14 protein-coding genes are annotated in these 12,667 nt (G+C 60.3%); 9 read left to right on the forward strand and 5 right to left on the reverse strand.

Annotation, left to right across the window (positions count from 1 at the left end):
* The first annotated feature begins 113 nt into the window (after positions 1–113).
* Positions 114–1,238 carry a methyltransferase gene (locus tag K5R88_RS16865; RefSeq protein ID WP_192228015.1) on the forward strand — a complete coding sequence of 375 codons (1,125 nt, stop codon included), beginning with the start codon at positions 114–116 and terminating at the stop codon, positions 1,236–1,238.
* A 78-nt stretch (positions 1,239–1,316) separates the two neighbouring features.
* Here K5R88_RS16865 and K5R88_RS16870 read toward each other — a convergent pair whose 3' ends face one another.
* The 3 genes from K5R88_RS16870 to K5R88_RS16880 form a co-directional block, all read right to left on the reverse strand.
* Complete coding sequence (locus K5R88_RS16870; RefSeq protein ID WP_008028899.1) at positions 1,317–1,484, reverse strand: DUF2474 domain-containing protein; 168 nt, start codon at positions 1,482–1,484, stop codon at positions 1,317–1,319.
* Between the two features lie 75 nt (positions 1,485–1,559).
* A complete protein-coding gene (gene cydB, locus K5R88_RS16875; RefSeq protein WP_008028900.1) occupies positions 1,560–2,567 on the reverse strand; it encodes a cytochrome d ubiquinol oxidase subunit II in 1,008 nt (335 codons plus the stop codon).
* Between the two features lie 3 nt (positions 2,568–2,570).
* Positions 2,571–4,013 carry a cytochrome ubiquinol oxidase subunit I gene (locus K5R88_RS16880; protein WP_008040295.1) on the reverse strand — a complete coding sequence of 481 codons (1,443 nt, stop codon included), beginning with the start codon at positions 4,011–4,013 and terminating at the stop codon, positions 2,571–2,573.
* A gap of 480 nt (positions 4,014–4,493) precedes the next feature.
* On the opposite strand from K5R88_RS16880, the gene K5R88_RS16885 reads away from it, so the two are divergent.
* The 3 genes from K5R88_RS16885 (at position 4,494) to K5R88_RS16895 (ending at position 6,398) form a co-directional block, all read left to right on the forward strand.
* Positions 4,494–5,732 carry an MFS transporter gene (locus tag K5R88_RS16885; protein WP_192228016.1) on the forward strand — a complete coding sequence of 413 codons (1,239 nt, stop codon included), beginning with the start codon at positions 4,494–4,496 and terminating at the stop codon, positions 5,730–5,732.
* 86 nt (positions 5,733–5,818) lie between these two features.
* Entirely contained in the window at positions 5,819–6,097 is a 279-nt protein-coding gene (locus K5R88_RS16890) for a type II toxin-antitoxin system RelE/ParE family toxin (protein ID WP_226298077.1), read from the forward strand.
* Between the two features lie 13 nt (positions 6,098–6,110).
* On the forward strand, positions 6,111–6,398 hold the full coding sequence (locus tag K5R88_RS16895; RefSeq protein ID WP_192228018.1) for a HigA family addiction module antitoxin: 288 nt from the start codon (positions 6,111–6,113) through the stop codon (positions 6,396–6,398).
* A gap of 6 nt (positions 6,399–6,404) precedes the next feature.
* Here K5R88_RS16895 and K5R88_RS16900 read toward each other — a convergent pair whose 3' ends face one another.
* Both K5R88_RS16900 and K5R88_RS16905 read right to left on the reverse strand, forming a co-directional pair.
* On the reverse strand, positions 6,405–6,956 hold the full coding sequence (locus tag K5R88_RS16900) for a DJ-1 family glyoxalase III (RefSeq protein WP_207285511.1): 552 nt from the start codon (positions 6,954–6,956) through the stop codon (positions 6,405–6,407).
* Positions 6,957–7,022: 66 nt separating this feature from the next.
* Complete coding sequence (locus K5R88_RS16905; RefSeq protein WP_226298078.1) at positions 7,023–7,469, reverse strand: DUF4879 domain-containing protein; 447 nt, start codon at positions 7,467–7,469, stop codon at positions 7,023–7,025.
* 222 nt (positions 7,470–7,691) lie between these two features.
* Here K5R88_RS16905 and K5R88_RS16910 point away from each other — a divergent pair, with 222 nt between their 5' ends.
* From K5R88_RS16910 to K5R88_RS16930, 5 genes are all read left to right on the forward strand, one after another.
* The gene (locus K5R88_RS16910; RefSeq protein ID WP_008028910.1) at positions 7,692–8,987 is read left to right on the forward strand and encodes an NCS2 family permease; all 1,296 of its coding nucleotides are present in this window, start codon (positions 7,692–7,694) and stop codon (positions 8,985–8,987) included.
* Positions 8,984–10,063 carry a tRNA (uridine(54)-C5)-methyltransferase TrmA gene (trmA, locus tag K5R88_RS16915; protein ID WP_192228019.1) on the forward strand — a complete coding sequence of 360 codons (1,080 nt, stop codon included), beginning with the start codon at positions 8,984–8,986 and terminating at the stop codon, positions 10,061–10,063. Before K5R88_RS16910 ends, trmA begins: the two co-directional genes overlap by 4 nt.
* A 190-nt stretch (positions 10,064–10,253) precedes the next feature.
* A complete protein-coding gene (locus tag K5R88_RS16920; protein WP_008028916.1) occupies positions 10,254–11,165 on the forward strand; it encodes a LysR family transcriptional regulator in 912 nt (303 codons plus the stop codon).
* A gap of 140 nt (positions 11,166–11,305) precedes the next feature.
* The gene (gene aroQ / locus K5R88_RS16925; protein ID WP_226298079.1) at positions 11,306–11,746 is read left to right on the forward strand and encodes a type II 3-dehydroquinate dehydratase; all 441 of its coding nucleotides are present in this window, start codon (positions 11,306–11,308) and stop codon (positions 11,744–11,746) included.
* Between the two features lie 5 nt (positions 11,747–11,751).
* Positions 11,752–12,606 carry a shikimate dehydrogenase gene (locus K5R88_RS16930; RefSeq protein ID WP_207285507.1) on the forward strand — a complete coding sequence of 285 codons (855 nt, stop codon included), beginning with the start codon at positions 11,752–11,754 and terminating at the stop codon, positions 12,604–12,606.
* Positions 12,607–12,667 lie beyond the last annotated feature (61 nt).

Below are 12,667 nucleotides of genomic sequence, written 5' to 3' on the forward strand. Positions count from 1 at the left end.
CCTCCTGAGTGTTGACGTGTGAACCTTCACGACGCAGTGCACTCGGACGGCCTCGCCCGCTACAACGCCCCTGGGCCGCGGGATACCCGTTGATTTACCCAGAGCCCCGCCCCATGCCTTTGCTCGAAACACCCTTCGCCCGCCTCGACCTGATCCGCCAGCCAGAACAGCAGAACGAACCGCTGCAAGCGTTTGATGCCGCCGACGAATACCTGCTCAATCACCTGGCCGAACAACAACCGGCTCCGGATACGCGTGTTTTGGTGCTCAACGACAGCTTTGGCGCATTGGCTGCCAGCCTCGCGGGCAAGGTTCAGGTGACCAGCAGCGGCGACTCGTTCCTGGCCTTTCAAGGCCTGGAAAAAAATCTGATCCGTAACGCTCAGGCATTTGATGCCGTGCCTCGCGTACCTGCCAGCGAAGCGTTTAGCGGCCCGTTTGATCGGGTCCTGATTCGTGTACCGAAAACCCTGGCCTTGCTGGAAGAACAACTGATCCGTCTGCAAAGCCAACTGGCGCCCGGCGCCCAAGTGATTGCCGGCGCCATGATCAAGCATCTGCCACGCGCCGCCGGGGATTTGCTGGAGCGCTACATCGGTCCGGTTCAAGCCTCGCTGGCGGTGAAAAAGGCTCGGCTGTTGATGGCCACCGCTGAAGCCAAAGCACCCGCGACGTCGCCCTACCCGACTCGCTATCAGCTCGATGCGCCGGCGATTGAACTGCTCAACCACGCCAATGTGTTCTGCCGCGAAGGGCTGGATATCGGTACCCGAGCCTTTTTGCCGCACTTGCCGACAAACCTCGGCGCGGCACGGGTCGCGGATCTGGGCTGCGGTAATGGCGTGTTGGCCATTGCCAGCGCTCTGCAAAACCCGCAGGCGCACTACACGCTGGTGGACGAATCCTTCATGGCCGTGCAATCGGCCGCCGAAAACTGGCGCGCGGCGCTGGGTGACCGGGACGTGATCGTGCGTGCCGGGGATGGTCTGGCCGGGCAGGAGCCGCAGTCACTGGACGTGGTGCTGTGCAACCCCCCGTTTCACCAACAACAAGTCGTGGGCGATTTCCTCGCCTGGCGGATGTTCCAGCAAGCGCGCGAAGCGCTGGTGGTGGGCGGCGCGCTGTACATCGTCGGCAACCGTCATCTGGGTTATCACAGCAAACTGGCGCGGTTGTTCCGTGGCGTCGAACAAGTGGCGGCCACACCGAAGTTCGTGATCCTCAAAGCCCGAAAATAATCCCGGACAAAAAAAACCCTCCAGCGCAGGAGGGTTGTAAATCCGTGCCGCAAGGCATCGGGATGGGATTTTGCGAATTCAGTGGGTCGACAGGCCTGCGGCATTCATGAACATGCGCATCAGGCTCGCAACGATGAACAGCGCTACCACGCTGCCGGCCCAGATCATCGCCAGCCAGCCAAGCCGCTGCCAGAGCGGCTTTTTCTCTGCGGCCTGGATTTCTTCCAAAGTGTGTTTACCAGTCATGGCGTTCCAACCCTCCTCTTCAAGGTTGATGGCGTCAGTGATGACGCCATCGCGAGCAAGCTTGCTCCTACAGGATTAGTGGTAACCATCTTCATGGGTGACCTTGCCGCGGAACACGTAGTAGCTCCAGAAGGTGTAACCCAGGATGAACGGGATGATGAACAAGGTGCCGACCAGCATGAAGCCCTGGCTTTGCGGCGGTGCGGCGGCGTCCCAGATCGAGATCGACGGCGGCACGATGTTCGGCCACAGGCTGATGCCCAGACCGCTGTAGCCGAGGAAGATCAGCACCAGCGTCAGCAGGAACGGCGTGTAGTGCGCATTGCGAGCCACAGCGCGGATCAGGCCGTACATGGTCACCAACACCAGAATCGGCACCGGCAGGAACCAGAACAGATTCGGCAACGTGAACCAGCGCGCGGCGATTTCCGCGTGAGCCAGCGGCGTCCAGATGCTGACGATACCAATCACCGCCAGCACCACGAACGCCAGCGGCCGCGCCAGGTTGTGCATCTGTTCCTGCAACTTGCCTTCGGTTTTCATGATCAGCCAAGTGCAACCGAGCAGCGCATAAGCCACCACCAACGCCACGCCGCAGAACATCGTGAACGGTGTCAGCCAATCCAGTGACCCGCCGGCGAACTGACGGTTGACCACCGGCAGCCCATCGATGAACGCACCCAACGCGACACCCTGGAAAAAGGTCGCGGCGATGGAGCCTCCAATGAACGCCTTGTCCCAGAGGTGGCGCTTGTCGTCCTTGGCCTTGAAGCGGAACTCGAACGCCACGCCGCGAAAGATCAGCCCGATCAGCATGAAAATCAGCGGCAGGTACAGCGCCGAGAGCACCACCGAATACGCCAGCGGGAAGGCGCCGAACAGCGCCGCACCGCCCAGCACCAGCCAGGTCTCATTGCCGTCCCAGACCGGTGCGACGGTGTTCATCATTACGTCACGGTCGGTCTTGCCCGGAATGAACGGGAAGAGAATCCCGATCCCCAGGTCGAAGCCGTCCATGACCACGTACATCATGATGCCGAAGATGATGATCACGGCCCAGATCAGCGGAAGATCAATACCCATGACTCAAATCTCCTTGGTCAGGCTGGGGCTGTGGTCGTTTTCGGCGCCATCATCGTCAGCCGCAGACAGGGGACGCGCCGGTGTGCGTTTCTGGCCGGGACCACCGTCGTTGGTTTCCTTGCCTTCGTCGATCTTCGGCCCTTTGCGCACCAGGCGCATCATGTAGCCCAGACCGGCACCGAACAGCGCGAAATAGACCACGACGAACAGGATCAGCGTGATGCTCATCTGCATGAAGCTGTGATTGGAGGACGCATCCGCCGTGCGCATCAGGCCGTAGACGACCCAAGGCTGACGGCCGATTTCAGTGGTAAACCAACCGGCGAGGATCGCGATCAGGCCGGACGGCCCCATCCACAATGCCAGGTACAGGAACGGTCGCGAGGTATACAGCTTGTCGCTTTTGCGCAGCCACAGGCTCCACAGACCGGTAAAGATCATCAGCATGCCCAAGCCGACCATGATCCGGAACGACCAGAACACGATGGTCGAATTCGGCCGGTCTTCCGGCGGGAACTCCTTGAGCGCCGGCACCTGTTTGTCCAGCGAGTGCGTGAGGATCAGGCTGCCCAGGTACGGAATCTCGACGGCGAACTTGGTCCTCTCTTCTTTCATGTCCGGCCAGCCGAACAGGATCAGCGGGGTCGGTTCATCACCGTGGTTTTCCCAGTGGCCTTCGATCGCGGCGATTTTCGCCGGTTGATGCTTCAACGTATTGAGACCGTGGAAGTCACCGATGACCGCCTGAATCGGCGCGACGATCAAGGCCATCCACATGGCCATCGAGAGCATGGTACGGATCGCCGGGTTGTCCTTGCCGCGCAGTAAATGCCAGGCCGCCGAGGAACCGACGAAGAATGCGGTCGCGACAAACGCGGCCGTCGCCATGTGCATCAGGCGGTACGGGAACGACGGGTTGAAGATCACCGCCAGCCAGTCGGTTGGAATGACCTGGCCGTTGACGATTTCGAAGCCCTGCGGGGTCTGCATCCAGCTGTTGGACGCGAGAATCCAGAAGGTCGAGATCAGCGTGCCGATGGCGACCATGACCGTGGCGAAGAAGTGCAGATTGCGCCCGACCTTGTTCCAGCCGAACAGCATGACCCCAAGGAAACCGGCTTCAAGGAAGAACGCGGTCAGTACTTCATACGTCAGCAACGGCCCGGTGACGGAACCGGCGAAGTCCGAAAAGCGGCTCCAGTTGGTGCCGAACTGATAGGCCATGACCAGCCCGGAGACCACGCCCATGCCGAAGTTGACGGCAAAGATCTTCGACCAGAAGTGGTACAGATCGCGGTAGGTGTCGTTATTGGTTTTCAGCCACAGGCCTTCGAGTACCGCCAGGTAACTCGCCAGACCAATGGTGATGGCCGGGAACAGGATGTGGAACGAGATGGTGAACGCGAACTGAATTCGGGCGAGATCAAGCGCCTCCAAACCGAACATAAGTCTTCCTCTGTCAGGTAATACCGGCTGAAGGCTTGCGGCCTACACCCACGGCCCCCACGAATAGGAGTGTGGCGAATTTGAATTCGTTCTTCTTTTTACAAACATCACACGTAGGGAATTCGGCCATCTGGCCACCAGATCAATTCCGCAAAGGCCTTGATCTGGATCAAGCATGGGTAAAAGAGTAGTCCGGTTTTTGGCGATGGACGGTGTGGTCTTTTGCCGCGTGACAGGTTGCCTCATAGCCACAGTCATAGCTGGCAACACATTCCTGTGGGAGCGAGCCTGCTCGCGAAAGCGGTCTGTCTGTCCCTTATAGGTTGTATGTACCGACGCCTTCGCGAGCAGGCTCGCTCCCACAGGGGATTTCAGGGATTTCGGGATCGGTGTCTAGCTAACTAAATTTCCCGTCTCTGCAACTTCTGATTACAGGTTGGTGATAATCTCGGGCCTCCCCTCGCTCAAGATCTGCCTCCGATGCCCAGCCAAGCGCCTTTGCTGTTACGTCATCACCGCCCTTTCATCGCGTTCTGGCTGGCCCGGGTGTTTACCGCCAGCGGCTTTCAGATGCTCACCGTGGCCATCGGCTGGAACCTCTATCAACTGACCGGCAACGTGCTGGATCTGGGCCTGGTCGGCCTGGTGGAATTTGCCCCGCGCGTGCTGTTCATGTTGCACACCGGGCATGTCGCCGACCGCTACGACCGGCGCAAAGTCGCGGCGATCTGTCAGTCGCTGCAAGCCTTGATTGCCTTGACCCTGGCGATTGGCGGCGCCACCGGCCATGTCACCCGGGAAATGATCTTCATCCTCGCGTTTCTGCTCGGCGCCGCGCGCTCCTTCGAGATGCCGACCACCCAGGCACTGCTGCCAAGTATCGTTCCCTCCGCGCTGTTCCCCCGCGCCGTCGCCGCTGCACAGTCCGCCCAACAATCGGCGACCATCGTCGCGCCGGCCCTCGGCGGCTTGCTGTATGCCTTTGGCAGCGTCTGGGTCTACGGCCCGACCGTGATTCTCTATGTGATCGCCTGCCTGCTGATGCTCAACCTGCCTGCGCGGCAAACGCCATTGAACAAAGGCAAGGCCACCCTGGACTCGCTGCTGGCGGGTATCCGCTTCATTCGCAGCCGACCGGACATTCTCGGGGCGATTTCTCTGGATCTGTTTGCCGTGCTGCTCGGCGGCGCGACGGCCTTGCTGCCGGTGTTTGCCAAGGACATTCTGCTGACCGGGCCATGGGGCCTGGGCTTGTTGCGTTCGGCTCCGGCAGTGGGCGCGTTGCTGATGTCGCTGTGGCTGGCGCGGTTCTCCGTGGATCGCAAGGTCGGTCGGGTGATGTTCACCGCCGTCGGTGTATTCGGCGTCGCGACCATTGCGTTCGGCCTGTCCACTTCATTCTGGTTCTCGCTGGCGGTGCTGGTCGTGTTGGGCGCAGCAGACATGATCAGCATGGTGATCCGCGCGTCCTTCGTGCAACTGGAAACCCCGGATGAAATGCGTGGCCGGGTCAGCGCCGTCAACGGCCTGTTTATCGGCGCTTCGAACCAGTTGGGCGAATTCGAATCCGGTCTCACCGCCCATTGGTTCGGCACCGTGCCGGCGGTGGTCATGGGCGGCATCGGCACGCTGGTGGTGACCGGGGTCTGGATCAAACTGTTTCCGACCCTGGCCAACCGGGATCGCATGCATGTGCCTGCGGAAGAAGCCAAGGTTTGAAATACTGAGGCAGAGCACAAATTTGCCGACCAGGTGCAATACATAGATAGTGCATTGAGTGTAATGTAACGCCTTACACTCAACCCATGATCAAATCCTTTCAGCACAAAGGCCTTCGCGGTTTCTATGAAACAGGTTCGACGCGTGGAATCCGGGCAAACCATGCAAAGCGTCTGTCTCGGATGCTGCAATTCATGGACCGCGCAATGGCACCGGGTGACCTCGATCTACCGGGATGGCGATTACACCCGCTCAGGGGCGAATTGGCCGAGTTCTGGGCACTGAGCGTTTCAGGAAACTGGCGGGTTATTTTTCGTTTTATCGGTTCGGATATCGAGTTGGTCGACTATCTGGACTACCACTGACAGGAGGCAGGACATGCCCTTGCACAACCCGCCACACCCTGGCGAAACACTGTTGATGGACGTCCTGCCCGAACTGGGCATCAGCGTGACGGAACTTGCCCGGCATTTGGGGTTTGCACGCCCTCACCTTTCGCGGGTGCTGCATGGCCATGCGCCGATCAGTCCAGACCTGGCAGTCCGTCTGGAGCGGGCCGGAATTGGTAAGGCGCGGATGTGGCTAGGGGTTCAGACCGACTACGATCTCTGGCAAGCAGAGCAGCGGGAGCAACCGGTCATCAAACCCCTCGCAGTCCACGCCTGACACGTTCTAAACCATCAACTCCCCCGCCACCGTCGCACGCATGGCCTTGCCGCAAAGTTGTTCCACCAGTGTCAGGGCAAACTCCAAAGCGCCGCCTGAACCTTGAGCGGTCACGCAGTTGCCGTCGACCACCACCGGTTGGTCGACGAAGTTGCAACCCGACAGTTGATGACTGGCGGTCGGCAGGCACGTCATCCGCCGTTGACGCAGGACGCCAAAGGCCTGAAGTGCCAGGGCCGGGGCTTCGGCGATGCCGGCGAACAGACGGCCGGCTGCCGCCTGATCCTTGATCAATTGCTGCAAAGGTTGATGGCCGGCCAGATGTTGCGCGCCGACGGCACCGCCAGGTAGCGCGACCAGGTCGAACGGCTGGGCCAGCAAATCCACCAGCATTGCATCGGCCGTCACGCGGGTGCCGCGGGCACAGGTGAGCATGCGCCGGCCCTCGATGCTGGCCACCACCACTTCAACCTTGGCGCGGCGCAGCACATCGATCAGCGTCACGGTTTGCAGGTCATCGATGCCCTCGGCGAGGGTAATCAGGGCTCTAAAGGTCATGGGCGCAATCCACAGAATGATCTTTAAAGCGTAGTCAGCTTTCCTGACCCTTGTTCGAGCCGGCCGTTACTTGATGTAAAGCTGCGTCGACAGCGTGTTGCCCGGCGCATTGATGGACGTGTTGCTGAAGGTGAACGTGCCTTCTTGCTTGCCGGCCAGATCGAAGACATACAGATAGCCCACGGTTTTTCTGCCGACGGTGCAATCGGTAAGGTTGCCGTTATCAAAGGCGCAGACCGGGGTCCGGGTGCCGTCCACATCGAAACCGTCCAGCCCGACTTGCGCCTTGCGGCCATAGCCGACTTCCAGCACGTAGATCTTGATGTTCGGCCCGCTGTGATCGCAGCGTGTTGCCTCCTGCCCCTCGCCAATGTCCTCAAACCCACAGGCCGGCGACTCGACCTTGAGCACCTTGACCTGGCTCAACGGCGCCGCCGAGGCAGCCGAAGCGGTTTGCGCCCCCAGCATCAAGGCAATCAATACTCCAAATACGTTAACCAGACGCTTTTTCATGCAATCCCCATGTCCCCCAAAACCAGCGCGCAGTATGGCGCACTTGGCTTTAACGCAAAACATCGACGACGATCACCACCATAAGCAGCCACAACCCCACGCGGCTGGTATGATGCGCGGCTTTTTCCGACCCACAGAAAATTACCAGGCGCCTGCTGCGGTCTGTGCTTTGCTGTTGAGGTCGATACATTCACGGCGCCGGGCGCGCCACGGGGAGCAGACATGCTGGAAAGGCTGTTTCAACTCAAGGCACACAACACCAACGTGCGGACCGAGATTCTTGCGGGCGTCACGACCTTCCTGGCCATGGCCTACATTCTGTTCGTCAACCCGAGCATCCTCGGCGAGACCGGCATGGACAAAGGTGCGGTGTTTGTCGCCACCTGTCTGGCAGCCGCCATCGGCTCCACGACCATGGGCCTGATCGCCAACTACCCGATCGCCCTCGCACCGGGCATGGGCCTGAACGCCTTCTTTACCTACACCGTGGTCCTGCACATGGGCCACACCTGGCAAGTGGCACTGGGCGCGGTGTTCATCTCGGCAGTGTGCTTCTTCCTGCTGTCGATCTTCCGCATCCGGGAATGGATCATCAACAGCATCCCGCTGCCGCTGCGTTCGGCGATTGCTGCCGGTATCGGCCTGTTCCTGGCGCTGATCGCCCTGCACAACGCCGGCATCGTGGTCAGCAATCCGGCGACCATGGTCGGCCTCGGTGACCTGAAACAACCGGCACCGATCCTCGCCACCCTGGGTTTTGCCCTGATCGTTGCCCTTGAAGCCCTCGCCGTGCGCGGTGCGGTGCTGATCGGGATTCTGGTCGTGACCATTGCGTCGATTGCCCTCGGTTTCACCCCGTTCGGCGGCGTGATGTCGATGCCGCCATCGCTGGCGCCGACCTTCCTACAACTGGACATCAAGGGTGCACTGGACATCGGTCTGGTCAGCGTCATCTTCGCCTTCCTGTTCGTCGACCTGTTCGACAACTCCGGCACTCTGATCGGCGTCGCCAAACGCGCCGGCCTGATGGGCAAGGACGGCCACATGCCGAAAATGGGCCGCGCGCTGATCGCGGACAGCACCGCGGCCATGGCCGGTTCGTTGCTGGGTACGTCGACCACCACCAGTTACATCGAATCCGCCGCGGGCGTGAGCGCCGGTGGCCGCACCGGTCTGACGGCCATTGTGGTGGCGATCCTGTTCCTGCTGGCGCTGTTCTTCTCGCCACTGGCCGCCAGTGTTCCGGCATTTGCCACGGCGCCGGCACTGCTGTTCGTCGCAGTCCTGATGACTTCCGGCCTGGCCGAAATAGACTGGGACGACATCACCGTTGCCGCACCGGTCGTGGTCACTGCGCTGGCCATGCCATTCACTTACTCCATCGCCAACGGCATCGCCTTCGGTTTCATTTCCTGGACCGCCATCAAGCTGCTGTCCGGTCGCGGCCGTGAGCTGAACCCGGCGCTGGTGATTCTGTCGATTCTGTTTGTGATCAAGTTGGGTTGGTTCAACGCATGACTTTTGATTCCCAGGCTTACACCGTTCAGCTCGAAGAAAAGGTCTCGCGCCTGCGCGACCTGCTGGCCCCGTTCGATGCACCGGAGCCGGCAGTGTTCGATTCGCCGCTGAAGAACTTCCGCCTGCGTGCCGAATTCCGCCTGTGGCGTGAAGCCGGCGAGCGTCACTACGCGATGTTTTCCCAGGAAGACAAACGCACGCCGATCCTGATCGAAGAGTTCCCGATTGCCAGCCTGCGCATCAATCAACTGATGCCGCAGCTCAAGGCCGCGTGGAAAGCCAGTGCGGCCCTGAGCCACAAGCTGTTCCAGGTGGAGTTCCTGACCACCCTGGCCGGCGATGCGATGATTACCCTGTGCTATCACCGCCCGCTGGATGAACACTGGCACGCGGCGGCATCGAAGCTGGCAGCCGACTTGAACGTCAGCGTGATCGGTCGCTCGAAAGGCAAACGCGAAGTGATCGGTCACGATTACGTGGTCGAAAAACTGGAAGTCGGTGGCCGCACGTTCAGCTACCGCCAGCCGGAAGGCGCGTTCACCCAGCCCAACGGCACCGTGAACCAGAAAATGCTGAACTGGGCTTACGACGCACTCGGCGACCGTCCCGACGATCTGCTGGAACTGTATTGCGGTAACGGCAACTTCACGCTGCCGCTCGCGACCCGCGTACGCAAAGTGCTGGCCACCGAGATCAGCAAGACCTCAGTCAATGCGGCACTGAGCAATCTCAGCGAAAACGCGGTAAACAACGTCACGCTGGTGCGCCTGTCCGCCGAAGAGCTGACCGAAGCCCTGAACGAAGTTCGCCCGTTCCGTCGCCTGCACGGCATCGACCTCAAGAGCTACGAGTTCGGCAGCGTCTTCGTCGACCCGCCTCGCGCCGGCATGGACCCGGACACCTGCGAGTTGACCCGACGCTTCGACAATATCCTGTACATCTCCTGCAACCCGGAAACGCTCGCGGCCAACATTGCCCAGTTGCACGACACCCACCGCATTACCCAATGCGCAATGTTCGACCAGTTCCCGTGGACTCACCACATGGAATCCGGGGTGTTGTTGACCCGGCGTTGATTGCTGCTGAGCGATACAAAACAGCCGTCATTTCGACGGCTTTTTTGTGCGTGCTCATTCGGTGAGATATGGCATGCGCGGACCAGCAAGGCTTCCAGCGGCACCCAGGAGCAAAAATGGTAAGCAATCCTTTCCGCAATTTGATAAACACTGCATCAGGCCCTCCATTTGATCCCCGGTGTAATCAATCATGCAGCGAACATTCGACGATCTTCAGCTCGGCAGCATCGAACTGTTTTGCCTCGCCGCCGAAGCGGGCAGCTTTACCGCCGCCGCGCTGGTCGCTGGCGTGACGCCGGCAGCGGTGAGTCGGTCCGTGTCGCGCATGGAGGAACGCCTGGGCGTGCGGCTGTTCGCGCGCACCACTCGCAGTGTCAAACTGACGGATAGCGGGCGCCGGTATTACGAAGAATGTCGTCAGGCGCTGGCGCAATTGGTCGAGGCTCAGCGCGAAGTGATGGGCCAGCAGCAAGAGCCTTCAGGCACCTTGCGCATCAGTATTCCCACGACGTATGCGCATCACCGGATCCTGCCGTTGCTGCCGGCGTTTCGGGAGCGTTTTCCGCAGGTGAAAGTCGAGTCGCACATCAGCAATCGCAACATCGATTTCGTCGGTGAAGGCTATGACCTGGCCATCCGCGTGCGGGCGATTCCGGATTCCGGGCTGATCGCCCGGCAACTGGAGGACGCGCAATTGGTGATGATCGCCAGCCCCGACTACCTGAAGCGCGCGGGCACGCCGCAAACCCTGGATGACCTGAAAAATCATGAATGCATCCAGTACGATTTGCCCAGCAGCGGTCGGCGGATTGCCTGGCTGTTCAACGACGATGGCGTGCAGCGCGAAATCCTCGCCGAGGGCGATCTCAGTTGTTCCGACGACGTGCTGGGCGGTGTGACCCTGGCCAAACATGGTGCGGGTCTCTTCCAGACTTATCGTTTTATCGTCGAAAAAGAGCTGGCCGATGGCTCGCTGGTGGAAATCCTCAAACCTTACGGCGGACGGTCACGACCATTCACCCTGCTTTACCCGCAAAGCCGCCATGTGCCTCTGCGATTACGGGCGTTTATTGATTTTCTGATCGAGCATTTGCCGCGTTGAGACACCGAAACCGTCCGATCACCGCACACAAACCTCCGTCTTGGCGCCTGTTCAATTGACCAAATTAACCATCTAGTACAATTTATCTCCACAGGCTGAAGCATCAGCCCATGCCAAAAATAATATGTGGAGAGACCCTGATGAACCCTATCGTTCTGGTGCTCAACGGCCCGAACCTGAACCTGCTCGGCACCCGTGAACCGGCAACTTACGGCCGCGAAACCCTGGCGGATATCGCAGCGTTGTGCGGCCGGGCCGCCGAAGAGTTCGGCCTGGCGGTGGAGTTTCGCCAGACCAACCATGAAGGCGAACTGCTCGACTGGATTCACGCCGCCCGCGGTCGTTGCGCCGGGATCGTCATCAACCCCGCCGCCTGGACTCACACCTCGGTCGCCATTCGTGATGCCCTGGTCGCCAGCGAATTGCCGGTGATCGAAGTCCACCTGTCCAACGTCCATGCTCGCGAACCTTTCCGCCACCACTCCTTTGTTTCAGCCATTGCCACCGCAGTAATGGCCGGTTTCGGCAGCCACGGCTATCGCCTGGCGCTGGAGCATTTCAGCCTGCGCTTGAAAGGGTGAACGCCGTGACTCAGAACAACGCGGTACTGGCCGGGCTGATCGGCGCCGGCATTCAGGCGTCCCGTACGCCCGCACTGCATGAACATGAAGGCGACGCCCAGGGTGTGCGTTACCTCTACCGCCTGATCGATCTCGATCAGTTGAAACTCGACAGCAGCGCCCTGCCCGACCTGTTGATGGCGGCGGAACGTATGAACTTCACCGGTCTGAACATCACCTTTCCGTGCAAGCAGTCGATCATCCCCCTGCTCGACGAATTGTCGCCGGAAGCCCGCGGTATCGGCGCGGTGAACACGGTGGTGTTGAAGGACGGCAGACGCATCGGCCACAACACCGATTGCCTGGGTTTTGCCGAAGGTTTTCGCCGTGGCTTGCAGGGCGTTGCCCTTGAGCGTGTCGTCCAGATGGGCGCCGGTGGTGCCGGTGCGGCGGTGGCCCACGCGCTATTGAGCGAAGGCGTACAGCGGTTGAGCATTTTCGATGTGGAAATCAGTCGCGCGCAGAGTCTGGCGGACAATCTCAATCAGCATTTCGGCGCTGGTCGAGCCGTGGCGGGTCATGATTTGCCGAACACGCTGGCTCAGGCTGACGGCCTGGTAAACACCACGCCTATGGGCATGAAAAAACTGCCTGGCATGCCGGTCCCGGTGGAGTTGCTAAGGCCACAGTTGTGGGTGGCGGAGATCGTGTACTTCCCGCTGGAAACCGAACTGCTGCGCAACGCCCGCGCCTTGGGATGCCGGACACTGGATGGCGGCAACATGGCGGTGTTTCAGGCGGTGAAGGCGTTTGAATTGTTCAGCGGCGTGGTGCCGGATGCACAGCGAATGCTGGCGCATTTTCAAAGCATGAATAGCTGAAAAGCTTCGTCGGAATGCCGCCCAGACCAAGCCTCGCTCCTACAGATCAACGCAAAACCTG

This window comes from Pseudomonas sp. MM213 (assembly GCF_020423045.1).
GTDB classification, from domain to species: Bacteria; Pseudomonadota; Gammaproteobacteria; order Pseudomonadales; family Pseudomonadaceae; genus Aquipseudomonas; species Aquipseudomonas migulae.

What these genes read in the sequence shown, in the direction of transcription:
- K5R88_RS16870 (WP_008028899.1), bottom strand. Translation starts at nt 1,484, where the DNA reads ATGACTGGTAAACACACTTTGGAAGAAATCCAGGCCGCAGAGAAAAAG.
- cydB (WP_008028900.1), bottom strand. Translation starts at nt 2,567, where the DNA reads ATGGGTATTGATCTTCCGCTGATCTGGGCCGTGATCATCATCTTCGGC.
- aroQ (WP_226298079.1), top strand. Translation starts at nt 11,306, where the DNA reads ATGAACCCTATCGTTCTGGTGCTCAACGGCCCGAACCTGAACCTGCTC.
- K5R88_RS16865 (WP_192228015.1), top strand. Translation starts at nt 114, where the DNA reads ATGCCTTTGCTCGAAACACCCTTCGCCCGCCTCGACCTGATCCGCCAG.
- K5R88_RS16900 (WP_207285511.1), bottom strand. Translation starts at nt 6,956, where the DNA reads ATGACCTTTAGAGCCCTGATTACCCTCGCCGAGGGCATCGATGACCTG.
- K5R88_RS16895 (WP_192228018.1), top strand. Translation starts at nt 6,111, where the DNA reads ATGCCCTTGCACAACCCGCCACACCCTGGCGAAACACTGTTGATGGAC.
- K5R88_RS16910 (WP_008028910.1), top strand. Translation starts at nt 7,692, where the DNA reads ATGCTGGAAAGGCTGTTTCAACTCAAGGCACACAACACCAACGTGCGG.
- K5R88_RS16920 (WP_008028916.1), top strand. Translation starts at nt 10,254, where the DNA reads ATGCAGCGAACATTCGACGATCTTCAGCTCGGCAGCATCGAACTGTTT.
- K5R88_RS16905 (WP_226298078.1), bottom strand. Translation starts at nt 7,469, where the DNA reads ATGAAAAAGCGTCTGGTTAACGTATTTGGAGTATTGATTGCCTTGATG.
- trmA (WP_192228019.1), top strand. Translation starts at nt 8,984, where the DNA reads ATGACTTTTGATTCCCAGGCTTACACCGTTCAGCTCGAAGAAAAGGTC.
- K5R88_RS16880 (WP_008040295.1), bottom strand. Translation starts at nt 4,013, where the DNA reads ATGTTCGGTTTGGAGGCGCTTGATCTCGCCCGAATTCAGTTCGCGTTC.
- K5R88_RS16885 (WP_192228016.1), top strand. Translation starts at nt 4,494, where the DNA reads ATGCCCAGCCAAGCGCCTTTGCTGTTACGTCATCACCGCCCTTTCATC.
- K5R88_RS16890 (WP_226298077.1), top strand. Translation starts at nt 5,819, where the DNA reads ATGATCAAATCCTTTCAGCACAAAGGCCTTCGCGGTTTCTATGAAACA.